Origin of the sequence: Collinsella sp. AF23-4AC, from assembly GCF_003462685.1 — a bacterium.
Classification (GTDB): Bacteria; Actinomycetota; Coriobacteriia; order Coriobacteriales; family Coriobacteriaceae; genus Collinsella.
This window is the reverse complement of sequence record NZ_QRVE01000007.1, coordinates 52,097-75,739: the sequence shown is the minus strand read 5'-3', so window position 1 is coordinate 75,739 and position 23,643 is coordinate 52,097. Positions and strand designations below refer to the sequence as shown.

At 61.8% G+C, this 23,643-nt stretch carries 23 protein-coding genes; 2 read left to right on the top strand and 21 right to left on the bottom strand.

What is annotated here, in order from left to right:
- Positions 1-31: 31 nt before the first annotated feature.
- From DWY05_RS05645 to tmk, 8 genes are all read right to left on the bottom strand, one after another.
- Positions 32-985 carry a DegV family protein gene (locus DWY05_RS05645; protein WP_117820898.1) on the bottom strand — a complete coding sequence of 318 codons (954 nt, stop codon included), beginning with the start codon at positions 983-985 and terminating at the stop codon, positions 32-34.
- 79 nt (positions 986-1,064) lie between these two features.
- Positions 1,065-1,649, bottom strand: coding sequence for a ribosome hibernation-promoting factor, HPF/YfiA family (gene hpf / locus DWY05_RS05640; protein ID WP_035137685.1), 585 nt, complete (start codon positions 1,647-1,649; stop codon positions 1,065-1,067).
- A 317-nt stretch (positions 1,650-1,966) separates the two neighbouring features.
- Positions 1,967-2,974 carry an ABC transporter substrate-binding protein gene (locus tag DWY05_RS05635; RefSeq protein ID WP_158558695.1) on the bottom strand — a complete coding sequence of 336 codons (1,008 nt, stop codon included), beginning with the start codon at positions 2,972-2,974 and terminating at the stop codon, positions 1,967-1,969.
- A gap of 750 nt (positions 2,975-3,724) precedes the next feature.
- The gene (locus DWY05_RS05630) at positions 3,725-4,597 is read right to left on the bottom strand and encodes a hypothetical protein (protein WP_147335205.1); all 873 of its coding nucleotides are present in this window, start codon (positions 4,595-4,597) and stop codon (positions 3,725-3,727) included.
- 248 nt (positions 4,598-4,845) lie between these two features.
- Positions 4,846-5,652 carry a ComF family protein gene (locus DWY05_RS05625; protein WP_233504009.1) on the bottom strand — a complete coding sequence of 269 codons (807 nt, stop codon included), beginning with the start codon at positions 5,650-5,652 and terminating at the stop codon, positions 4,846-4,848.
- Between the two features lie 102 nt (positions 5,653-5,754).
- Positions 5,755-7,455: a regulatory iron-sulfur-containing complex subunit RicT gene (locus tag DWY05_RS05620; RefSeq protein WP_117837219.1), complete on the bottom strand. Its 1,701-nt coding sequence runs from the start codon at positions 7,453-7,455 to the stop codon at positions 5,755-5,757.
- Positions 7,446-8,573, bottom strand: a complete 1,128-nt coding sequence (locus DWY05_RS05615) for an ATP-binding protein (RefSeq protein WP_117820901.1) — start codon at positions 8,571-8,573, stop codon at positions 7,446-7,448. Before DWY05_RS05615 ends, DWY05_RS05620 begins: the two co-directional genes overlap by 10 nt.
- 1 nt (position 8,574) lies before the next feature.
- Entirely contained in the window at positions 8,575-9,258 is a 684-nt protein-coding gene (gene tmk, locus DWY05_RS05610; protein WP_117820902.1) for a dTMP kinase, read from the bottom strand.
- Positions 9,259-9,497: 239 nt separating this feature from the next.
- On the opposite strand from tmk, the gene DWY05_RS05605 reads away from it, so the two are divergent.
- Positions 9,498-10,481: a zinc-ribbon domain-containing protein gene (locus DWY05_RS05605; RefSeq protein WP_117820903.1), complete on the top strand. Its 984-nt coding sequence runs from the start codon at positions 9,498-9,500 to the stop codon at positions 10,479-10,481.
- Positions 10,482-10,621: 140 nt separating this feature from the next.
- On the opposite strand, the gene DWY05_RS05600 is transcribed toward DWY05_RS05605, so the two are convergent.
- From DWY05_RS05600 to DWY05_RS05570, 7 genes are all read right to left on the bottom strand, one after another.
- The gene (locus DWY05_RS05600) at positions 10,622-13,216 is read right to left on the bottom strand and encodes a DNA topoisomerase I (RefSeq protein ID WP_117820904.1); all 2,595 of its coding nucleotides are present in this window, start codon (positions 13,214-13,216) and stop codon (positions 10,622-10,624) included.
- Between the two features lie 54 nt (positions 13,217-13,270).
- On the bottom strand, positions 13,271-13,954 hold the full coding sequence (gene hypB, locus DWY05_RS05595) for a hydrogenase nickel incorporation protein HypB (protein WP_117820905.1): 684 nt from the start codon (positions 13,952-13,954) through the stop codon (positions 13,271-13,273).
- A gap of 55 nt (positions 13,955-14,009) precedes the next feature.
- Positions 14,010-14,366, bottom strand: a complete 357-nt coding sequence (gene hypA / locus DWY05_RS05590; RefSeq protein ID WP_117817250.1) for a hydrogenase maturation nickel metallochaperone HypA — start codon at positions 14,364-14,366, stop codon at positions 14,010-14,012.
- A gap of 6 nt (positions 14,367-14,372) precedes the next feature.
- Positions 14,373-15,164: a twin-arginine translocase subunit TatC gene (gene tatC / locus DWY05_RS05585; protein WP_055285525.1), complete on the bottom strand. Its 792-nt coding sequence runs from the start codon at positions 15,162-15,164 to the stop codon at positions 14,373-14,375.
- The gene (locus tag DWY05_RS05580; RefSeq protein WP_158558696.1) at positions 15,164-15,757 is read right to left on the bottom strand and encodes a twin-arginine translocase TatA/TatE family subunit; all 594 of its coding nucleotides are present in this window, start codon (positions 15,755-15,757) and stop codon (positions 15,164-15,166) included. The genes tatC and DWY05_RS05580 overlap by 1 nt, the downstream gene beginning before the upstream one ends.
- 153 nt (positions 15,758-15,910) lie before the next feature.
- The gene (locus DWY05_RS05575; RefSeq protein ID WP_117820907.1) at positions 15,911-16,225 is read right to left on the bottom strand and encodes an STAS domain-containing protein; all 315 of its coding nucleotides are present in this window, start codon (positions 16,223-16,225) and stop codon (positions 15,911-15,913) included.
- Positions 16,226-16,276: 51 nt separating this feature from the next.
- Positions 16,277-17,581 carry an aminotransferase class I/II-fold pyridoxal phosphate-dependent enzyme gene (locus tag DWY05_RS05570; protein WP_117820908.1) on the bottom strand — a complete coding sequence of 435 codons (1,305 nt, stop codon included), beginning with the start codon at positions 17,579-17,581 and terminating at the stop codon, positions 16,277-16,279.
- A gap of 149 nt (positions 17,582-17,730) precedes the next feature.
- Between DWY05_RS05570 and DWY05_RS05565 the strand changes: the two genes are divergently transcribed.
- Positions 17,731-17,985 carry a hypothetical protein gene (locus DWY05_RS05565; protein WP_117772872.1) on the top strand — a complete coding sequence of 85 codons (255 nt, stop codon included), beginning with the start codon at positions 17,731-17,733 and terminating at the stop codon, positions 17,983-17,985.
- A gap of 373 nt (positions 17,986-18,358) precedes the next feature.
- On the opposite strand, the gene nhaA is transcribed toward DWY05_RS05565, so the two are convergent.
- From nhaA to DWY05_RS05535, 6 genes are all read right to left on the bottom strand, one after another.
- A complete protein-coding gene (nhaA, locus tag DWY05_RS05560) occupies positions 18,359-19,717 on the bottom strand; it encodes a Na+/H+ antiporter NhaA (protein ID WP_117648349.1) in 1,359 nt (452 codons plus the stop codon).
- A 267-nt stretch (positions 19,718-19,984) separates the two neighbouring features.
- Entirely contained in the window at positions 19,985-20,908 is a 924-nt protein-coding gene (locus tag DWY05_RS05555; protein ID WP_099432235.1) for a manganese-dependent inorganic pyrophosphatase, read from the bottom strand.
- Between the two features lie 127 nt (positions 20,909-21,035).
- Positions 21,036-21,989 carry an ROK family protein gene (locus DWY05_RS05550; RefSeq protein ID WP_117820909.1) on the bottom strand — a complete coding sequence of 318 codons (954 nt, stop codon included), beginning with the start codon at positions 21,987-21,989 and terminating at the stop codon, positions 21,036-21,038.
- A 188-nt stretch (positions 21,990-22,177) separates the two neighbouring features.
- Positions 22,178-22,486 carry a PTS sugar transporter subunit IIB gene (locus tag DWY05_RS05545; protein ID WP_117820910.1) on the bottom strand — a complete coding sequence of 103 codons (309 nt, stop codon included), beginning with the start codon at positions 22,484-22,486 and terminating at the stop codon, positions 22,178-22,180.
- 9 nt (positions 22,487-22,495) lie between these two features.
- Positions 22,496-23,179, bottom strand: a complete 684-nt coding sequence (locus DWY05_RS05540) for a GDSL-type esterase/lipase family protein (protein WP_117820911.1) — start codon at positions 23,177-23,179, stop codon at positions 22,496-22,498.
- Between the two features lie 125 nt (positions 23,180-23,304).
- Complete coding sequence (locus DWY05_RS05535) at positions 23,305-23,637, bottom strand: PTS lactose/cellobiose transporter subunit IIA (protein WP_197736861.1); 333 nt, start codon at positions 23,635-23,637, stop codon at positions 23,305-23,307.
- Between the last annotated feature and the right edge of the window lie 6 nt (positions 23,638-23,643).

Here is a 23,643-nt window from a genome sequence, read left to right as displayed (position 1 = left end):
AGTTGAGGGCGATTACGGCCGCGTTACTTGCCTACTGGCCGCGCACGCGGCGGGCGATGCGGTCGGAAAGCGAGGCTTTCTCGGCGCGGTTCTTGCCCCAAAACGCAAGTGCCACCATGCCGGGCCCCACGTGCGAGCCGATGGTAGGACCGACGGAACTACGGATAATCGTGACGTCGGCGCAGCCCTCCTCCTTGCGGATGGCGGCTTCGAGCCAGTCGCCGTCCTTCTCGGCATCGGCAGTCATAATGGCGATGGGCATAGTGCGATCGGGCACGTAGTTCTCACGGAACGACTTGAGGATGGACTTGAGCGCCTTCTTGCGGCCGCGGTTGACGCCGATCAGCGACAGCGAGCCGGCAAGGTCGTAGGAGAGCTCGGGCTTGACGTCGAGCTTTGCCGTGAGCTGTGCCGCCGCGGGCGGAATGCGGCCGCCGGCAGCCAGCGCGTCAAAGCTCTCGAGCGTAAAGTAGCCGTGGACATAGGTCTTGGCCTCGTTTGCCCAGTCGACCAGCTGCTTGGCGGTGAGTCCCGCTGAGCGTTGACGGACGGCCTCGAGCGCCAAGAGCTCGCCGGTCGCACAGGGCAGAGCGTTGTCGACCACGTACAGCTCAAAGTTAGGATACTCGGCGCGCACGGCGTCCGCCGCCTGGCACGCGGAGTTGTAGCTCGACGACAGCGCCGAGGTAAAGCACAGGTAGACCGTGGGCGTACCCTCTTTGGCGCACTCGGTAAAGAACTCGATATAGCGACCGAGCGACACAGCCGAGGTGGACACGCGGGCACCGGCGCGCATGCGGTCGTAGAACTCCTTGGGTGTGATGCTCGACCAGATGTCATCCGTGCGCTCCTCGCCATCGATAATGAAGGGGAAACCCAAGATATCGACATCGAGGTTCGCGGCGACCTCGGGGCTAAAGTCGCAGCAGGTATCGACGACGATGCGGCAACGGTCCGAATGACCGGCGGATGCGGCCTTGTCCATCAAAGCGACTCCTTACGTAAAAAGGCGGCCATCCGCATGGGATGACCGCCAACCGTTAACTCATGCAAGTTAACGTATTTTACTCGTCAAGTGTTTCGATGCGGGGCTTGATGATGCCATATCCACCATTCTTACGGTGATACACCACATTGATGAGACCGGTCGTCGCGTTCTCGAACACGTAGAAGTCGTGGCCCAGCAGATCGGTCTGCACCAGCGCCTGCTCCTCAGTCATCGGGGTGACGTCGATAACCTTCTCGCGGACGAGCAGGTCGTCCTCCTCCTCGGGCAGCAGCAGGTCGGCCAGATCCTCGACGCGCTCGACCGGCGCGACATCCGCGGCGCTGGCACCGCCCTGGCGGTTGTCCACGACCTTGGTCTTGAACTTACGCAGCTGGCGGGTGACCTTATCGGCGGAGAGGTCGATGGCGGCGTACATATCTGCACCGTGCTCGGCAACGCGAATCACCGAACCGCGGGCACGAACCGTAACCTCGACGATTGCCGGGTTGGGGTTCGAGGGGTTTTTCTCATAGCGAAGTACAACGTCGACCGTCATGGGCTCGATATCGAAAACCTTGAGCGCCTCGCCGATCTTCTCATCCACATGCGCACGCAGAGCATCGGTTACCGTCGTCTTGCGTCCAGAAACCTTGATATCCATACGTGGCTCCAATCTGCCTCGGGGACTTACTGTACTGGCTATGTACCCATTGCCGTGCATTTAATCACGCGGATTCCTAAAGACCCGAATAACGATTGCTTGATACCGCATACCGAAGTCTCGCACTTTTCTGTGGCAAAGTGCGCTATGGGAGGGCGTCGGCGACTTTGTATTTGGTCCCGAAAATTGGCTTTGACCTGCTGGTTTTATAGGGATAAAAAAGCCGGGCTCCCCTATTGGGGAAACCCGGCAGTGCGTGTTGAAACCGTGAAGAGGTGTCCTTTCCAACGTATAGGAGACACCACCCCTAGCAATAACTAGCTATTAAGTTTGTTAATGTCGTCGTCAGTGATGGTGCCTTCCTGGCTGGACGATTTGTCCTCGGAGGATGCGGTCTCATTGTTGGAATCGGAGGACTCGCTGCCGGAGGACGTGGTCTCACTGGACTCAGAGTCGCCCGGCTGCACGTTAGCGCCCGAAACCGTCTTAGTGGTGAGGTCGTAGGGAATCTGGCCGTACCAGACGCAGTGAACCGCCTCGAGCGTGCCGTCGACCGTGATGTCGTCGAGGGCATCACTCACGGCACGGCACAGTTCGTCATTGGACGAGAGACCCGCAACACCAAGCGTCGAGGGCGCCTCGAGCGCACCGACATAGGAGACCTCGCTCATCAGGCGTGCAAGATAGCCGCCGGCTGTGGAGTCGCAGATCACATAGTCGACCTCGCCGGACTCGAGCGCCTCAAAGCACTCGTTGATGTTGGAGTAGGTCTTTTGGTTGGCGGTGATGCTCTGCTTAGCAAGCGCCTCCTGCGAGGCCGAGGACATCTGGACACCCAGAGTAGACGTGTTAAGGGTATCGGTGGAAACGCTTAGCGACCCACCATCGCTGGTTTTACCGAACACGGAAGCGGCATCGTACAGGCAGGTGCCGAGCGAGCTAACGTCCCCGTCCGTGGAGTTGATCTCGCCGATAAAGATATCAGCCTTTTTGTCGCCGAGCGCGGAACCTGCCGAGGACGCATCGACAAAGGCGACCTTAAGGCCCATGCTGCTTGCGAGGGCGCGGGCAGCATCGACTGCATACCCCGTAAGCTCGCCGTCGGCGCCCTGCATTGCCTGCGGCGCATCGGAAGTATCGAGGGCGACCGTCAGGGTTCCGGGAGTGACCAGGGCATCGTCCGACACCGCCGGCGTGACGGTCTCGTACTCGATCTGGTCGATCGTGGGAGTCGTGAACGTAGACAGCGGGTTGAACGCGCATCCGCTCAGGCCCAAAACGGCAATGACCGCTGCGGTCCCAGCACCTAACCGAGCCGCGTGCATCAAGCTGCCCCTCACCATGTCCACTACCCTGCCTTCTGTGTCGTATACGATCCGTGCGTTGCGCGGAATATCGGGTTGTTCCCACCAGCTGACCTGGTATTTGACCCCACACTTGCGCACCGGGGTGTTTGCTCGGGAGGCCGCAGCCACCTTCACGACTGGCCCGCTCGCCCGCGAGGCGGTATTGCCCCAAAGAAAGTAGAACGGACGGTGCGGCTTACATCTAGGACGCGCCATGATCGCGCCGCGCGCACGCGGTCGCTTACGTGGATCCCTTTGACCGCGTCTGTCTTGGACTAGGACGGGCATTTCGTCCGTCCGCAACCACAGCCTGGCAGGAACGTAGCGCATTATAGCTAAGTTCAAGCTAAAGTTTAAGGTTAAGGGCGTCATTCGCATCGTGCGCACAGATTTTGCAGGTCGGAGTGGGCTATTCGTGCCCCTATGAAGCCCGGAGCTCCCCTACGGGGAGCTCCGGGGCGCCCTTCTTAGGGTGCCCTGGTCAAAATATGGCAAATATGAGTACTGCCACCAATTTAGTAACAGGCAATTTTGGCCTCTCGGACAGATTTTGCGCTCAGTGTCGCCAACCTGATGCTTAGTTATTCTACATTTGTTTATTATCTTCTTACTTTACGCCGCCTCCGAGTCCTAAATTCCTTGATTTTGCTGTTACTGATTTAGTGACAGTACTCATATTTGCCATATTATGGCCAGGGCATATGATTAACCCTCTATTTTCGACGCGTATTAGACCGGCTTAAGCCCAAAACACGCCCGCAGCGTGTTAAGCAACGCCTCTTGCTTCTTCCTGCGGGCATCGACACGATTCCGGTACCGCTTTCGCATACGCTGGTGCATGCGCCATGCGAGCGCTTCCATCGCTTCCATGTCGCAAAGCATTTCGTTGTTGACCGTTGCGACCTCGATTCCCATAGTAATCAAGCCCGTGTTGCGTTTTTCATCATGGATACGTCCCTTCCGGGAGGAATGGCCCAGCTCACCGTTGTATTCCAGGTCAAACCGGGCTGCCTCTTGATACGCATCGCAAACTGCATGAGGCATCCCCGAGATTGCCTGCGCGCGGTCATCGAACTCGATCTTGTAGTCGGTCTTAAAGGGACCGCAGGCAAAACCGCCATAGGAAAACGGAAGCGAAAACAAAGCGAGCATGATGCACTCCATGGGTGAGCGCAGGTTTTCCGAAAGATAGGGACACAGACGCTGCAGTTGTTTGGCCGTGTTCCCCTTGTATACCGCGAGATAATCTGCCAGACGATCGGGCATCAGCACCGGCTCGACTTCAAAGTAGCCCACGTCTGCTGGCTGGTCCTTGTCCTTTGCAAGTTTATTCGTAACAGGCGAGGTGTAGGGAGGCAGATACTTCCCGCGATCGCTCAGTGAAATCTTGGGGCACAGCTCCTGGGCCAGGGCAAACGCCTGGATGCAGCCGACCTCGCGCGCAACGGCAACACAAAGGGCCTCGGGAGATAGGCTGTACACCCCCGGTTCCACCTTTAGAATCGAGCCGGCAGGCAACCCGGAACACACGGACCAGCCCACGCCAGGCATGCGGCGGCGCTGCGCTGCAGACCCTACCAGCAAGCACAAATCCTCTTGCACCTCGCCGCTTGCGGCCCCCAATCCGCACCAAGTCAGGAAGATAGATGTCCTCAGCCGAAGGCGACGAAGTGTTTAGTACGCGGCGCTCCTCATCGGGATCGAGGTCCCTCCAGCTTATGTAGCCCATCTGCCGGCGCTCGGCGCGCATCATGCGTAGCGCCGAGGCGCCTGTTAGGATTACGGAAGCCGCTAGCTGATCGTCTGTCGACTCGCTGCGCCGCTCAATCTTTACTGCCACAAAACCACCCCTACCAAACGCGTGCGATAGCGAGGCCATCGACTGCTGCGGCGCCGGCGCGCTTGAGTTCCGCCGAAGCCGCGGCCATCGTCGCACCCGTGGTGATAACGTCATCGATAAGCAGCAGGCGGCGGCCGTGCACGTCCTCAACCGTCTCGTACATGCCTTGGGCACGCTCGCGGCGCTCCTCACGACCGAGTTCGCGCTGGTCGCCATGCCCGTACTTGACGAGAGCATCGAGCAGGGGAACACCCGACAGCTCGCAAAATGGGCGCGCAATAGCCTCCATATGATCAAAACCACGCCGCCGAAACGCTGCCGCCGTCGCAGGCACAAACACCACCGCATCCGCACCGGACAGCACACCTCCTAAGCGTTCGGGAGCTACGACCTGGGCATGCAGGGCGGTGTCGTAGAGCAGCTCCGCCAGATACGGAGCCAGACGTCGCTCGCCCGCGTCCTTGTAAGCTTTAATGATGCGCGGCAGCGGATGCGCATAGACGGCGCACGCCAGGCAGCGGTCGAGCGCCTCCGACATTGCCGAGGACGTGCCCTCGACCGAACACTCAGTGCACAGCAAATCCCCAAACGGGGCGCCGCATCGGGTACAGCTATGACGTGGGTCGATGAGCGTGAGCGCGGCCAGACAGTCTTGGCAAATAAGCGCACCGGCGCGCTCGCAGCCGGCACATCGTGTTGGCGACAATGCCTCGAGCGCCTCGTGTGCCGCCCGCTCGGCAAACGGTAGTAATTCGTCCGCAAACGGTAGGGCACCGGCACCCTGCAGACAGCTCAATATGTTCAGATGGCTCTTCAAGACACAACCCTCCCTACGTTCGGTCGCAGGGAGGGTTGTTGATTCGGCGCTATGATACCCCGATGCGCTCGGGGCAAGGCGGGCTAAATCCGCTCGCGGGCGTTATTCGCCGGCGGGCGGTTGTGGTGTGGACGAAGACGGGGTCGAGCCCTCGCCGCCATCTTGACGCGGCTTGCGGGAACGGCGACGGCGACGGCGCTTTTGACCCTGGTCGGCCGAGCCCTCGCCACCGCGATCCTCGCGCGGCTCGCGCTCGTCGCGAGCCGCGCCACGCGAAGCCTTAGCAGCCGCTCCCCCGCCATCTCCGGGACGACGGCGCGTGACCTTGACCTCGCCATCCGAGACCTGATCGGCCACGGAGGGCACTGAGGGCTTCTGTTGCGCGCCCGAGGAATGGCGACAGCGCGGACGCGGCGCGCGCTCCTCCTCGCCACGTGACTTGCCGCCCTTGTCGGCAGGCGTATCGGAGGCCGAGGGGCCCTTGGAAGCGGCACCGGCCTCGCGAGCAGCTGCGGCGCGGAAGGCGTCCTCGCGCTCCTCGCTCGACAGATGACGGCGGCGACGACGCGTGGGGTTCATGCCACCGCCGCGATTCTGCTGCTGGGGCTGCTGAACCTCGCGCTCGCGAGAGGCGTTCTTGCCCGCGGCTGCAGCCTCGGTAGAATCGCCCGAGCCCGCGCGCTTGCGACGACGACGGCCACCGGCGGCCTCCTCGGCCTCGGGTGCCTCGGCCTTGCCGCGGCCCTTTCCACGGCCACGGCCCTCGACCTGGCTCTGAGCAGCGCGGGTATCGGAATCGGCATCGCGACGACGGCGCTTGGGCATCGACGTGCCGGCCAGACGGTCGGCACTCGACAGGCCATCGCCCACGTCGACGCCGTTCTCGCGATCGAGCTCCATGAGCGCCAGGCGCATCTCGGGCGACTCGATGCGCTCGAGCACGTCACGCGTCACGCAGTCGGGGCGGCAGTTGCAGCCCTGCTCGGCGGCCTTCTTCTTGCAGCCCTCAGAGCACGTCATATCGGCCAAGTTGACCTTAAAGACCTTGCCGTTCTCCAGACGCAACACCAGCTGCTCGCGCGGCGTGTCATATTCCTGGATACGCGCCTTGCCGAGCGGCGTATCGATGAGCGTCTTCTTTTTGGGCGCACGGCTCTTAAAGTCCTTGTAGGCCTCGAACTCATAGCGCAGGCAGCACATCAGGCGGCCGCAAACGCCGCTGATCTTGGACGAGTTGAGCGGTAGGTCCTGCTCTTTTGCCATGCGAATCGAGACGGGCTCAAACTGTCCGCCAAAGCGCGTGCAACAGAGCTCCTGGCCGCACTGGGCATAGCCGCCCACCAGGCGGGTCTCGTCGCGCACGCCGATCTGGCGCATGTCGACGCGAATGTGCAGCGTCGAGGACAGGTCCTTGACGAGCTGACGAAAATCGACGCGCTCCTCGGCCGCAAAGTAGAACACGGCCTTCTCGCCGCCAAACAGGTACTCGACGCCGACCGGCTTCATCTCGAGGTCGAGCTCCTTGACCAGGCGGCGGAAGTCGACCATGGCCTCGTCGCCCTGGATGGCCAGGTCGTCGGCAAGCTGCAGGTCGATGTCGCTCGCCACACGCAGCACGGGCTTGAGCGGCTGACCGATCTCATCTTGCGGCACCTCGAAGGGATCGGCCGTGACCAGGCCGATCTCGGTTCCGCGCTCGGTGGAGCAAATGGCATAATCGGCCTCGAGGATATCCAGATCCTGCGGATCGAACCACAGGTCGCGCGAGGCATAGGTAAACTTAACGGGTACGACTAACGGCATTTCAGTGCCTTCCTGATATCGAACAGCATGACCTCGATGGCCAGCTGGGGAGTAACGTTTCTGGCGATGTTGCGCTCCGCGGTCGCGACTGCCTCGAGCGCCCGCGTGGCACCCGCAACATTGGTCGCGGCGGCAAGCCGACCGATCGTGTCGCGCACGTCTTCGTTCACCACGTCGGCCGCCTCGTCCTGAAGCGTCAGCAGCACGTCGCGCATGAGCGTCCGCGCGCTCGCCAGCGCTTCCATGATACCCGAACGCTCGCGCGCGTTGAGTTCGCGCTTGTTGCGGTCCTCAAGCTGCTTCAATGCTCCACGCGACAGGTAATCGGCGTTTTGCTCGAGTACCTTTTCCTGCGTGGACTTGACCTCGGCGAGCGGCGCCTTAACGGCGACGATGAGTGACTTGGCGCGACTGAGCACGTCGGCCTCGTCGGCGGCGATAAGCGAATCGATGGCGCGGACCATCTGACGGCGGGCGTCCTGGCGCTCGGCGCTCTTGAGGAACTCGATGCCACGCGTGGGGCTTCCCGCTACGGCGACGACCATGCGGCAACGCGCAGGGTCCTGACCGGTGGCGCGACTCACAGCCTGCGCGGCGACGGTGGGCGATACCAGCCGAAACGGCACGCACTGGCAGCGGCTCACGATGGTGGGCAACATCACGTCTGCCGAGGTGCCCAGCAGGATGAACATAACGCCCTCGGGCGGCTCCTCGAGTGTTTTGAGCAGTGCGTTGGCGGTGTTGGCGCGCAGTTGCTCGGCACGGTCGATGATGTAGACCTTGGCCTTGGCACGGATGGGCGCCAGAGGCACGTCATCGAGCAGCTCGCGGGTCTGGGCGATGAGGTAGCCCGTGGCGCTCTCGGGCGTGTAATAGTGCACGTCGGGGTGCGTATGGCGGGCGACGCGCACGCAGCTATCGCATGAGCCGCAGCCATCCTGCTCACACAGGAAGGCTTGGGCGAGCGCCCACGCGGCGTCGAGCTTGCCCGCGCCGGGCGCGCCCAAAAACAGGTAGGCGTGCGATGCGCGACCGCTGGCGACGGCATTGGTCAAAAAGTCGCGCACGCGCTCTTGGGTGTCGAGCTTGGCCAGCAGGCTTGCCTGAGCGGGGGCCATGTTACTCGGCCTCCTGGGCAAGCGCGGCGGTGACGGCGTCCTGGGAAATGTCGAGGCCGTAGGCGCGAACCTGCTCGACCGTCTTCTCGAAGACTTCCTCGATGGACGCGGTGGCGTCGATGAGCTTTACGCGGTTTGGTTCCTCAGCGGCAATGGCGCAAAATCCCTGGTAAACACGCTCTTGGAAGGCCATACCCTTGGCCTCCATGCGGTCTGCCGCACCACGGGCGGCCATGCGCAGCGCCGCCTGCTCGGGCGTGATGTGATAGACGAGCGTGAGCGCCGGGTGCGTACCCGCGACGGCCAGGTTGTTGGCGTCGCACACCATCTGGCGATCGAGGCCATCGGCAAACGCCTGATAGCAGGTCGTGGAATCGTAGAAACGGTCGCACAGGACCACCTTGCCGGCCGCAAGGGCGGGGGCGATGACCTCGTGCACCAGCTGGGCACGCGCGGCCTCGTAGAGCAGCAGCTCGCAGGTGTCACCCATCGCCGTGTTGGCGGGGTCGAGCAGCAGAGCACGGATCTTTTCGCTGATGGCGGTACCGCCCGGCTCGCGCAGGCTCACAACCTGGTAGCCAGCGAGTTCGAACGCGCGGGCAAGCAGGCGCGCCTGCGTGGACTTGCCGGCGCCATCGACGCCCTCGAGCGTGATAAAGCTATGTTGAGCGGGCTCAAAAGCCATGGGCGCAGCCCCTTCCTACAAGGCGCGTAAATGCAGATATATCAACCAAGCCATGATACCCCAGTGCTCGGCGCGTCCCCAATGGCTAAAGGTGCCTTTCCAAAGTTGCGGTGAAATAAGGACTGATTGAAGCTCTGAGACCGCCAAACAGTCCCTATTTCACCGCAACTTATGATGGGGAATTTTGGACGCTGGGTATAATCGTCGTATTGCATTGAAATGTGGCGAAAGGAGTGGCAATGTCTCGGTATTGCGCCTCGTGCGGCAAACTTCTTGCAGATGATGCCAAGTTCTGCACCTCGTGCGGTGCACCCGTTGAGCAAACAACCGCGAGCGATAGCCAGCCCGCTTTTGAGCAGACCGGTTCCCTCGATACGCCGCAAGCCAAGGCGGACGACCCCCTCGCCTATCGCCCCGACCCCGCCGCAGGCCCCGCGACCGTCGAGACCACGCAGCGCATACCCGTCGCGAGCGGCTCGTCCCAACAGCAGCCGGCTCCCGCATACGCGCCCGCTTCGCCACAGACCCCCGCTCCCAAAAAGAGCGGCACCGGGCCGCTTATCGCTGTTATCGTTGTGCTGGTGGCGATCATCATCGCCCTGGTCGTTTTCTTTGTGATCAAGCCTTTCGACAACGCCGCCACGCAGACGACTGCCGAGGTAGCTAAGCTGCACCATGACGTCGACGACGATGGCCTAAAACCTCTCGGCGATCCCAACAGCCTGTACGACGATGATGACGATGACGACGAGGATGGCGGCGAAGCAACGCTCTCCGAGCAGAACCTCTACCGCCGACTGAGCGAATACTACGACCTGCTCGAAGATCTCGACAGCCAGGTCCGTGGCTGCGCGCAGAACTTCAACGGCAACTATCTGGAAGAGGATCGAACCACCCGTCAAAATCTCGCCGACGTCGCCGAGCGCACGGAGGACACCATCGAGCAGTATTACGACATCGTCGAGGACCTGGACGTCCCGACGAGCTCCAAGAACTACAGCTCCTGGAAGGACATCATCGCCCTGTACGACGACCTGGATCACCGCATTGACGCAATCTGTGATGCCTGGGAGATCAGCCTGAAATACGCCAAGCCTGCGGACCACAAGAATGAGATCGTGGCGCCGCTGTCGCGCGACAACGTGGCGGGCACCAATGACAATAAGTACCGCCTAGACTTTGAGGAGCGCTATCCCGGCGCCAAGCCTGTCGAGGTGAACTAGCGCTTTGTCGTTCCCGAGCCGGCAGTTAGGGACGTTCCTAAACTGCCGGCAGAAAAGGAACGTCCCTAACTGCCGGTCAAAAAACGAGCGAGGATCATGGGACCCTCGCTCGTTTTTTGGGCACTGTTTCGACTGCGCCGTTACTTGTCGGCGGCTGCTTTCTTGGCAGTCGACTTCTTCGCGGTCGTCTTCTTGGCGGCAGTGGCTTTCTTAGCCGTCGTCTTCTTGGCCGCCGTCGTCTTCTTTGCCGTGCTCGCCTTGGTTGTGGTCTTGCGGCCGCGGGCGGGCTTCTTCTCCTTGGTCGGGCAGTCCATGTTGACGCAGATACGCCACGGACCGCGCGCCGTGTTGACCACCACGATGGGGGCGCCGCACTCGGGACAGGTCTCGCCCGTCGCCTCGAGCTTGCCACGCGCCGGCAGCGGATAGCTCACGCCGCAGTCATCATAGTTGGTGCAGCGGATAAAGCGCTTGCCGCTCTTCTCGCTCTTGTGCGCGATCAGGTCGCCATGGCGTCCGGCCTCGGCACACACCTTGCACTCGCCCACTTTAAGGTCGGGCTCGTAGTTGGTGGGGCACGTCGGGTTCACGCAAATCTCGAAAGCCTTCTGGCGGAACGGCTGACACTTGATGCGCGGCGCACCGCACTCGGGGCACACGGCGGCCTCGCCCTCGAGCGGGCTCACCTTGACGCCGCTCGGCACCGGATAGGTCACGTCGCAGTCGGGCCAGCCCATGCAGCCAATGAAGCTGCCGCGGGTCTTGGCGCTCGTCTTCATAACCAGGTCCTTGCCGCACTTGGGGCAGGCGCCCACGCGCGCATCGGCCGTGACGGCGTCGCTGATGGCGTCGCCGAGCTCCTGCGTATGCTTGAGCAGCTCGTCGAGCACGCCGGCCAGCAGCGCACGCGAGTGCGTCACGACATGCTCTTCGGTGTCCTCGCCGCGCTCGACGCGAGTCATGTCGCCGTCGAGCTCGCTGGTCATATCGGGGCTCGTGATGCGCGGGGCAAACTGCGTCAGCGCGTCGATGATGGCGATGCCCAGCTGGCTCGGCTCCACGGGATCGTTTTTGAGGTAACGCACGGCGTACAGGCGCTCGATGATGCTCGCGCGCGTGGACTTGGTACCCAGGCCGCGCTTCTCCATCTCCTGCACGAGCTTGCCCTGACTGTAGCGCGCGGGCGGCTCGGTCTGCTTGGCCTCAAGCTTAATGTCGAACACGTCGACCGTGTCGCCCTGCTCCAGCGGCGGCATCTGCTCGTCGCGTTTGAGTCCGTACGGGTACGCCTCGCGGAAACCCGGGGTCACGAGCACATCGCCCGAAGCCACGAACGGCTCACCGTTCACGTCGAGCTCGAGCTTGGTGTTCTCGATGGTCGCGGGACCCATGAGCGTCGCCAGGAAGCGGCGGGCGATGAGGTCGTAGAGCTTGCGCTGGCCGCCGTCGAGCGTGGACGGATCGCCCTCGCCCGTGGGGTAGATGGGCGGGTGGTCGGTGGTCTCGACTTTGCCGCGCGTGGGCTTCATGGGGCCGGCGAGCACCTTTTTGCACACGGGCGCCAGCGCCGGGTTGATCTTTGCCAGGTCGCTCACCACGGCGCCCAGATCGAGTGTCGCAGGGTACACGGTGTTGTCGACACGCGGATAGCTGATGAGGCCCGCCATGTAGAGGGACTCGGCGATGCGCATCGTACGCGCAGGCGAGATGCCCTCGGCCGCGGCGGCGGCCTGCAGCGAGGTCGTCGCAAACGGCGTGGGCGGCTGCTGCTTGCGGGAGCGCTTGGTCACCGCGGCGACGGTTGCCGTCGTAGCGCCGTCAACGTGGCCGTACGCCGTCTCGGCAGCATCTTTGTCGGTAAAACGCGCCGTCTTGTGCGCGATCTTAAAGCGATCGTCCTCGGCAGCACCCTGAGCGGCACCCATGCCGCGAATCTGCCAATAGTCCTCAGGCACAAACGCCATGCGTTCGCGTTCGCGCTCGACCACCAGGGCGAGCGTCGGCGTCTGCACGCGGCCGGCGGAGCGCACGTTGCCAAAGCCGCCAAACTTGGCGAGCGTCAGGTAGCGCGTGAGCACCGCACCCCAAATGAGGTCGATGTGCTGGCGGCTCTCGCCGGCGTCGGCCAGATTCTGGTCGAGCGAGACAAGATTATCGAAGGCCTGCGTGATCTCGGCCTTGGTAAACGAAGAATACTGGGCGCGGGCGACCGGCAAGTCGGGCGCCACCTCGCGCACCTTGTTGAGAGCGTCCGAGCCAATCAGCTCGCCCTCGCGATCGAAGTCCGTGGCAATGATGACGCTGTCGGACTTTTTAGCGAGGTTCTTGAGCGAACGAATGAGTTCTTTCTCGGCCGGCAGCTTAATGACGGGCGCCCAGGTGAGATAGGGCAGGCTCTCGAGCTTCCAGCCCTTGATGGAGATACCGTCGGCAAGAAACGGCTTGCGCTTGGTGTCGTAGGGCGGACGAGCCAGGCCATCGGGCATGTCGGCCGGCAGCATTTCGCCGTCCTCCGTGACCGAATACCAGCCCAGCTTTTTATCGAACAGCACGCTGTCGCAAAAATCGGGCGCCAGGATGTGACCGGCAAGGCCGATGGTCACGCACTCCTCGCCCTTCCACTCAAAACGGTAGATGGCAGTGTTGTACACCTTGTCCTTTTTGGGTTTGCCCGTGGACAGACGCTCGGCGATCTGACGCGCGGCGTCGTTTTTCTCGGCGATGATGAGCTTCAAAAGAGGCTCCTATCTCGTATCTCTGCGGCTACGCCCGCCCGTATGGCGGCCGACTTACGCCCTTGCTTGCTCAATCTGCCCGATGAGCCAATCGCACCAGGCATCCATGCCCTCGCCCTTGCGCGCGCTCACGGCAAACCGCGGCGCTTGCGGATTGAGGTCATCGAGTGTCTTAGTATACCTATCCATGTCAAAATCGAAAGCCGGAGCCACGTCGACCTTGTTGAGCAGCTGCGCGCCGGCGTGTTGGAAGATGCCCGGGTACTTGATGGGCTTGTCGTCGCCCTCGGACACCGAGAGAATCATGATGGACAGGTTCTCGCCCAGGTCAAAGTCGACCGGGCAGACCAGGTTACCCACGTTTTCGATAAAGATGACATCGATGTTCTCCAGACCGACGGCCTGGTCGAAGGCGTCGACGGCCTCCATGATCATGTTGCCCTCGAGGTGGCACAGGCCGCCCGTGTTGATCTGGATGGCGGGCATGCCGGCTTCCTTCATGGTGATGGCGTCGACATCCGAGGCGATATCGCCCTCGATGACGGCACAGCGCAGGCCGGCTTTGTCACGCAGGCGCTCGTTGGTGCCCAGAATCGTGGTGGTCTTACCCGAGCCGGGGCTCGACAGCACATTGATCACGTAGGTGTTTGTCTCATTAAATCGCTGACGCAGCTGATCTGCCAGGCGCTCGTTGCGCGACAGAATCGGCGACGCGATATCAATCGTTTTCTCGGCCATACTTAGCGCTCCTTACTTTGGCCCTTTTATACCCCATCGCTAGATGGCGAGCGTGCTAATCGTCGGGGGTCTCGATCTCGATACTTGCGATGTCGAGTTCGCGGCCATGCAGCAGACGCACGTTGGCACCGCCACATTGGGGACAACGGCAATGGAAACGGTCGTGCTCAAAGACCTCACCGCAGTCCAGACACTCGCTTTGTGGATGGACTTCCTCCACGGCAAGCTCGCAGCCGCGCGTGAGCGAGTCCTCGTCGCGAAACGTCTCCCACGCAAAGTCAAGCGCCTCGCGCACGACCTCGGTCATATCCCCGATACGCAGCGTTACCAAAACGGCGCGCGAGGCCCCCGCCCCACGCGCCGCGCGAATCACTGTATCGAGTATGCCGTTGACAATGCCAACCTCGTGCATACCGATTTACTCCTCGTCGTCCTCGTCGTCCGAGAACAGGTCCAGACGGCTCACGAACAGGCCCTCCTTGCCCTCGCGCGCGGTAATGACCACGCGAGCAATGGCGAGCGAAATCTCGTAGAGCGAGAGCAGGGCGCCATACATGAGACCCAGCGTAACGGGCGAGCCGTCGGGCGTAATCACAGCCGAGCCCACAAGCAGGCCTACGTACACGTAGCGCCAGGCGCTGCGGAAGGCCGCATAGGACACGATGTGAAAGACGGACAGATAGAAGATGATGAGCGGCAGCTCAAACGCCACACCAAAGCCGATCATAAAGAGCAGCTCCATGTTGACGTAGTTCTCCAGGTCGGGCAGCGCCGTAGCGACGGCCGAGGTCTCGCCGATGAGCCACTCAAAGCCCGCCGGGATGATGATGAAATAGCAGAAGATGGCACCCAGGAAGAACAGCACCGTCGAGGCGAGCACCGTGGGCACGACCCACTTGCGCTCGTTGGGGCGCAGCGCCGGCAGGAAAAATGCCAGGATCTGCCAGATGATCATGGGCGTGCACATGACCACGGCCATCTTGATGGCAAGCGAGAAGCGCAGGCCAAAGCCGCCGAGCGTGGTGGTGATGTAAAACTTACCGTCCGGCACAAAGGAGCGGATGGGGTCTTCCAAGATGTCGAGAACCACGGGCGTGGCGAAATACAGCACGATAGCGGCGGCAAACACCGATACGACCACGATGGTCAGGCGGCGACGAAGCTCTCCCAGGTGATCGAAGAGCGGCATACGCGCAGGTCCGATAGGCATTACTCATCGCCTCCCTTCGGGGCGTCGGCGGCAGCAGCGTCGTCCTCGGCCTCGAGCTCGCGAGCGAGCTGGTCGACGACGGCTTTGCGCTTGCGGGGACGACGGGCGTAGAGGTCAGCCGTCGTGGGCTCTGCCGGCTCGGGCTCGGGGTCTGCAACAGGCTCGGGCTCGACAGCGGCTGTGGCCTCGGACTCGGCACCTGCGGGCTCGACGCCCTCGGTCGCAGGCTCCTCGGCAGCATTCTCGCCCTCAGCAGCACCCTCGCTTGCGGCCTTCTCGGCAGCAAGACGGGCGCGACGCTCGGCAAAGGTCTCCTTCTTGGCGGGTGCTGCCTTCTCGGCGGCATCCTCGTCCGCATCGGAATCGTCGTCGGTCGCAGCAGCCTTCTTGGGCTTGACCGGGGCCGACGCGGCCTCGCTCACCGGATCGATAATCTCGGACTGAACAACAGCCGTCATCTTTTCCTGCGTCTCGCGGAACTGACGGATGGCACGGCCGATCGTGCGGCCCATCTGCGGGAGCTTATCCGGGCCAAACAGCAAAAAGCCGAAGACCACGATGATCGCGAGCTCACCCTCTCCAATACCAAACACACATACCTCCAAGGCTCGATGTGAGTCGAGCCCGCACCGCGCCATTCGGCCGGAACTCGTCTATTCATTCGGTCAAGTATAGCGCCCGGACGCCAAAACGTCCGAGCGCATCACAAACATATGCCAAACGGCACGCCCTTTTGGGGGCAAAGATTATGCAGCGGTGATCGAAATCTCCTGGTCGACACCCAACAGCTGAACCACGCGCATCACCTGGGGCTGCACATTGGTGCAGCTAAAGCGCTTGCCGTGGTCGCCCGCGTGGTGCGCGGCGCCCACGAGCACGCCAATGCCCGTCGAATCGATGTAGCTCACCTGGGCAAAATCGAGCTCAACGGCATCGGTGGGCTGCTCGAGCGCCAGGTCGATGGCGTTACGCAGACTGTCGGCGTTAGAGATATCGATCTCGCCGGTTACCTTAATGGTGTAGATCTCCGGCGTGGGGTTGGTGGAAATACCCAAATCCATGTATACGCTCCTTTACGTATCGAAAGTGCGGATAGTACGGGAAGCCGCGCGTTAGGCGCGCTCGGCACGCGCAAGCTCGGCAGCGACAAGCTTAACGGCCAGCACCAGCACATCGAGCGCGGCCTCCAGGTCCTCGACCGTGGGATAGCTCGGCGCGATGCGGATGTTGGTGTCGCGCGGGTCCTTGCCATAGGGCCAGGTGGCACCGGCCGGCGTGAGCTTGACGCCCAGGTCGGCGCAAAGCGCGGCGACCTTTTGGGCCGAGCCCTCGGGACCATCGAAGCTTACAAAGTAGCCGCCGCGGGGGTGCGTCCAAGTGGCGCAGCCCGTGTCGCCCAAGCCCTCGGTGAGCTTGCGCTCGACGGCCTCAAAGCGCGGGCGCAGGAACTCGGCATGCTTTTTCATGTGCTCCTTGACCGCCTCGATGGTGGGAAGGAAGCGCACGTGACGCAGCTGGTTGAGCTTGTCGGCGCTGATGAGGCCGGCCTTCAGGCGCTTGGAGAACTCGGCAATAACCGCGGGGCTCGCACCAATAAAGCCGATGCCGGCGCCCGGAAAGGTGATCTTGGACGTCGAGGCAAAGGCCACCACACGGTCCTCGGTGCCCGCCGTGCGAGCGAGGTCAAAGATGTTTGCGAGCTCGTCGGTCTCGTCGTACAGGTCGTGCACGCAGTAGGCGTTGTCCCAGAAGATGCGAAAATCGGGCGCGGCCGTGGGCATCTCGACTAGGCGGCGCACGGTGTCCTCGCTAAAGGTGATGCCCGTGGGGTTGGAATACTTGGGCACGCACCAGATACCCTTGATGGAGTCGTCGGCAGCAACCAGGCGCTCGACCTCGTCCATGTCGGGGCCGTTGTCGGTCATCGCAACGGGGACATTCTCGATACCCAGATCGGCGGTGATGCCAAAGTGGCGATCGTAGCCGGGAACGGGGCACAGGAACTTGACCTTCTTGCCGTCGTGCGCGGCCTCGTAGGCGTCCCAGGGCTCGCTGCCGCACGAGCCGCAGCGCCAGAACATGCCGGCGATGTCATGCTCGATCAGGAGGCTCGACGAGCCCAGCACGAGCGTCTGCTCGGCGGGGCAGCCCAGGAACTCCCCTGCCAACTTGCGTGCCGAGGGAATGCCCTCAAAGCAGCCGTAGTTGGAGCAGTCGACGTTGCCGTCGTGCAGATCGGCGTCGGCGTTAAGGATATCGAGCATGGGGCGCGAGATGTCCACCTGGGAGGGCGACGGCTTGCCGCGGGCCATGTCGAGCGCCAGGCCCTTGGCCTTGACCTCGGCGACCTCGGCTTTGAGCGCCTCGATGGCGACATCGAGTTCGGTGGTTTCCATCTTCTGGTAGATCGTCTGCATGGGTGCGACCTTTCGCGAAGCGGTACGTTGCAGTTCGTCTAAGTATAGACCGCCACCGCCGCAACGTTATGAAGCCGTGATAGATTAAGTTCATCGCAATAAATTACGAATCGCCGCGCATGCCGGCGTGGGGCGCCCAAGGAGGCACTATGGAGTACGGATCGTTTAGGGCCGAGGAATTCGGCGACCTGCAGCGCCTGGTCGACGGACTGTTTTACGACCGCCACGCCATCGACCGCCTGGATCTGATCGTACAGGCCGAAATCTTGGACCTGGCGCCCGACCTCATGGAAATCGTCAACCTGCTACCGCCCGGCTATTACGACCGCCAGTCGCTGTGCGACCAGCTCAACTCCGCCTTGGCCGCCCACGGCTGGGGCGCCGTCTACGGAACGGTGGAATAAGCCTCGAGGCCGGCGATTTGGCCCGCTTCCCGACCTTGGCGAGGCTTGTTTTAGGGCTTGTGGCCAAAAAAAGGCAAATATGAGTACTGTTACCTTTTTAGTAGCAGCGATTCTTGGTCGAAATCGGCAAAACTCGACTTGAAACTTCCTAATCACCGTCAGCTAGCGCCAAATTGGAAGTCGATGGTCACTCATTAACGTACAGTTCTTATAACTTTGTTCATTATTTTCCGCACCTAAAATGATACGCCGTTTGTGACAGTACTCACAAACGGCGTTTTTTGACCACTGGCGTGTCTGGCAGGCGGCAAGCACCGCCCGAATCCGCATTTTGAACGCGCCCGAATCGGTTCTGGAGCCGGTTTTCGCGCTCTTACTCGTCTTTGGGCGCGGGGTGCTTGCAGACCACGCTCATGTAGATCATGCCGAGCACGGCAGCGGTGACCGAACCGGCGAGAATAGCGGCCTTGGCAGCCAGAACCTCAAACTGGGCCGTCGGGAAGGCGAGGCCGCTGATGAGGATCGACATGGTAAAGCCGATACCGCCCAGAATGCCCACGCCGGCAATCATGTGCCAGTTGACATTGTGCGGCAGCTCGCAGGCCTTAAGCTTAACCAGGGCAAACGTCATACCAAAGATGCCGATCGGCTTGCCCAGCAGCATGCCAAAGTACACGCCGAGCGTCACCGGGTCGGTGAGCAGCGTGCTCATGTCCACGCCCACCAGACGAACCTGCGCGTTCACGAACGCAAAGATCGGCAGGATCACAAAGTTGACCGGCGTGGAGATCAGACGCTCCATGCGGATAAGCGGCGGGGTCACGCGGTGCATGACGCGCTCGACCTTGGTTGTCGAGACGGTAAAGTCATGCTGGCCCAGGATGTGCGCCTCGTCGTCGTAGCGGTCATCGAGCAACGGCAGGCACTCGCCCAGCCAATCGGTAAGGCTATCGAGCTTGACGCCGCACTTGGCCGGAATGGTGAAGGCCAGGATGACGCCGGCAAGCGTAGCGTGCACGCCGCTCTTGAACATGCAGAACCACAACAGCAGACCCAGTACCGAATACGGGGCAAGGCGGTAATGCTGCGTCTTGTTAAGCCACACGAGCGCGCAGGTCACAAGCGCGGCGGCGCCCAACCAAAACGGATTGGGGCTCTGACCGTAGAAAATGGCGATGGCGGCGATGGAAATCAGGTCGTCGGCAATAGCGAGCGTCGAGAAGAACACGCGCACGCCGTTGGGCACGCGATTGCCCAAAAGCGACAGCACGCCCAGCGCAAAGGCAATATCGGTTGCCATGGGAATGGCCCAACCGTTGCGGGCACCGGCATGGTTAAAGATCAGGTAGATGCAGGCGGGAACGACGACGCCGCCCACGGCCGCCAGCATGGGAAGCATGGCCTGACGCGGATTCTTGAGCTCGCCGACCGTCATCTCGTACTTAAGCTCAATGCCCACCAACAAAAAGAAAATCGCCATGAGGAAGTCGTTGACGAAAAGCTCAACGGTGAGACCGGCCGTAAGGTTGCCCAAGCCCACATACAGCGGGGTCTCCAAAAAGTGATGGATGGCCTCGTAGGCATCGGTGTTGGCGCAGATGACGGCGGCGATAGCGGCGAAGACCATGACGGCGGCGGAAATCGTGCCGTTCTCGGCGATGCGCTCCCAAATGTCGTGACGTTCAAAGCGCTTGCGCTCACGAACGTTGAACAGCTGCTCAGTTGCTGCCATGGGCGGCTCCTTTCACGGGAAGGCTCCCGTCTTAAAAAAGCACGGCCCGCCCAAGTGGCGGCGCCGCGCTCTAACGTATTACGCTTGCATCTAGCCTACCCTGCACGACAAGCACGCAGGCGTGGCCGAAAAGCGGAACCACAGGTTGAACATTATTTGCTCAACGGCACGGGCGCGCCTGCCCAAGAGACGACGCAGCGTCGTGCACAAAAAACGACCGGAGCGCGGGGCGTCCGCGATCCGGTCGTGGCGTTCGGTCAACTAAACCTAGCAGGCGGCCATGATGGGGGCAGCGACCTGCTTTTTGCGGGAGAGGACGCCCGGCATCCAGACGCCGTCGTGCTCGTCGGCAATGCCCAGGCCCTTCTGAGCAGCCTCGGTCTCGCCCTCGAGCAGGACCTGCGAGCCCTCCTCCATGATGTCGGTGATGCACAGGACGATGCCGTCGGCACCCTTCTCGGCGGCGTAGGCGCGCATGGCCTCGCGGATCTCGTCGATCATGCCGAGCGCGCGGCTCTTGTCGACGGTCTCGTACTGGCCAATGAGCAGCTTCTTGCCAGCGGGCTCGAACATCTTGATGTCGTTGCCGACCATCTCGGCTGCAGTGAAGGAGCCGGACGGACGGGTGAGGAAGACCTCCATGCCAAACTTGACCGGGTCGACGCCCACCTGCTCGCCGAGCTTGGCGGCAACGGTGCGGTCGACATCGGTGGTGGTGGGGCTCTTGAGCATGAGCGTATCGGTCATCATGGCCGAGAGCAGCAGCTTAGCCTGGACGTCGGAAAGCTCAACGCCGAGCACGCCGGCGAGCTTGGTGACGATGGTGCAGCTGGAGCCCCAGGGCAGGCAGATGTAGTGCAGCGGGCCGGCGGTCTCGAAGTCGCCGATGCGGTGATGATCGACGACACCAAAGACCGTGGCGTCCTTAAGACCGGCAACGGACTGGGCAGACTCGTTGTGGTCGGTGAGGACGACGAGCTGACCGGCCTCGACGGACTCAATCACGCGGGGCTCGGCGATGCCGGCGTCGGCAAGCAGCTTGGCGGACTCTGCCGGAAGCTGACCAAGGGCGCAGGCCTCGTAGGTGTTGCCGGCATACTCAACCTGGTTGAGCAGCTGGGACAGGACGACGGCGCTCATGATGGCGTCGTTATCGGGGTTCTGGTGACCAAAGACAAGAACGTTTGCCATGGATATCCTCCACTTGATATGTGTACTTGGACGTAGCTATGGTAGCACGCCGATGCCGAGCCTTCGCAGACGGAAGGAGCACGGCATATTTTGGGGCAGGCACGGGGGACAGGTTACATTGCACCAGCTATTTACCGGCGGCGCGCAGGGCTACGTAGGCGGCACCGATGATGCCGGCGTCGTTGCCGAGCGAAGCGACCTTAATGGGCGTCTCGCGCGAGGCGGAAAGCGCGTACTGCTTAAAGTGCTCGCGAACCTTGTCGAGGTAGACATCGGCCGAGGCGGAGGCGCCGCCGCCGATCAGGAACATCTCGGGGTCGACCACGTTGGCAATGAGCGCCAGGGCGCGGCCGAGATAGTCGGCCATGGTATCGGCAGCTGCCAGCGCGAGCTTGTCGCCCTCGCGGCAGGCCTGGAACACGTCCTTGGAATCGGAGGGGCCGGTGAGCTCGATGGGCTCGACACCCGCCTTCTTGCACTCGGCAAGGTAGTTGCTCACCACGCCGGTGGCGCTGGAATACTGCTCCAGATGGCCATGGCCGCCACAGCCGCAGGTGCGCTCCTCAGCCGGGTTCAGGCACATGTGGCCAATCTCGCCGCCGGCGCCCACAACGCCCGACACCACGTCGCCGTTAACGATGACGCCGCCGCCCACGCCGGTACCAATGGTGACCATCACCACGTTCTGTACGCCCTTGGCGGAACCGAGCCAAGCCTCGCCCATGGCAGCGGCGTTGGCATCGTTCTCGTATTTAACAACCGCGTCGGGGCAGTGCTCCTGAATGGCGACTCTTAGCTCGGGCAGGTTAATGGCAATGTTGGCCTTGACCTTGGCATCGCCCGATGCCGGGATGGGGCACGGAACTGCCAGGCCAATGCCCGCCACAAAGGCGCGCGGAATCTGGGCCTTGGCGACCACCTGGTCGATAGCCTCGGTCACCGCGGCAAAGCCCGCAGCGTCAACGATGGGCGGCGTGGGTACGCTTGCCTTGGCCAGCAGGTTACCGTCCTCGTCGAACAGGCCCTCCTTAACCGAAGTGCCGCCGACGTCAATGCCGATGTAATACTGCTTAGGTTCCATGGGAGCCCACCTTTCGAGGATTGGGTCCGCAGCATAGAATCGCGGACACGCACATTGCCTGTATGGTACCGCTCGCGCATACAAAACGCGCCGCCAAGCTTGCACATTTTTAGTAAGTGTTTAAACAACTTTCGTATAAAAAACGGCCCGCGCGCGTTCATCATCCGCGCACGGGCCGTTCCGGGGCGTTATCCCTCCATCGCAGCAATGGCTTGATCAAGGATCTTAGGCGCATTCATGCGACCAAAATCGAGCATGTCGAGCATCACGAGTTTCACGCCCGCGCGCTCCAGATCGCCCTCGATATTCACGCACGCATACGCTACCTGCGGGGCAAGCAGCAGAACGCCCACGCCGTCCAGATGATCTGATGCCTCGCTCACCGGCAGCGCCTCGATATCGATCTTCAAACCGCGGCCCTCTGCCTCGTGCTGCATCTTTTGCACCAGCAGGCTCGTCGACATGCCGCCGCCGCAACAAAGCAAAATGTTCTTCATAGCTATCTCCTAGTCCATATCCGTCTTTGTCAGCAGTTCGGTGAGCGCGGGACGCACAATCCCCGTCAGCGCGCGATAGCCATCATCGTTGATATGAAGGCCGTCGCCCTCTCGGTACAATTCCTCGCGCTGACGCCCATCCTCGTCAAAAAACGCAGGCGTCACGTCAACAAAAGCCACCCGTTCATCGCGAATCATATCGCGACACTGCGGTAAAACCCGACCCAGCAGGTCATTAGAGCGCAGCACATCCTTGCCGCTCGCCCTGCCTTCCAGGCGCTCGATGCAGGGTGTGGGCGAGCACACAAGCACGCGGCATGCCGGCAGACAGCCCAAAATCATTTCCACGATCTCGCGAATGTTGAAGGCTATGTCTTTGGGCGAGCCCATGAGGGTATTGCCCATGTCGTTGGTGCCCGCCATAATTACCACGGCGCGCGGGCGATACTTGACCACGCCCTCGTCGACCATCCACAAAAGCTCCTGAGAGGTGCCGCCGCCGATGCCGCAGTTATAGGCGCCAATACCGGGATACCAGCGCTCTACATCGCAAAACTCCGTCAGCGAATCGCCAAAGAACACCACGCCACCCGGCTTAGCGTTCTGGTTCGCGCGTACGATTGCAAGCATGCGCTCGAGCTGAAACTCGCGCATCTGGTAATAACGCGGGTTGTACTCCATTCCCCGTCTCACTATCGACCTCCCCTATATCTGAATCTTGATAGAAAAATAGCGCCGGGAGGCGGAGACTCCCGGCGCCCGTCAAAGGGACTGTGTTGTCTGTTGGACCGCACGGTCCGTCGCGGCGATAACGCCGACTAGGCCTGAAGTGCCTGCAGCTGCTTGTGAACCTCGATGAGCTCCGTCGCCATGACGCGCATGGTCTCGGTGCCGGCCATCTGGTCCTCGGCATGCAGCAGAATCAACGGAGCCTCACCGTTACGCTCGCCGTTGGCCTCCTTCTTCAGAAGCCCCATGTGAACATCGTGGCCACCGTTATATGCCTCGTCGCCCTGCTTGATAAGCTCCTCGGCGGCGTCAAAATCGCCCTCCTTGGCCTTTTGCACGGCATTGATGTACATGCTCTTGGCGGTACCGACGTAGCTGATGATCTCAAAGCAGGTCATCTGCAGTTCGTTCATATCCTCCATGCGGAG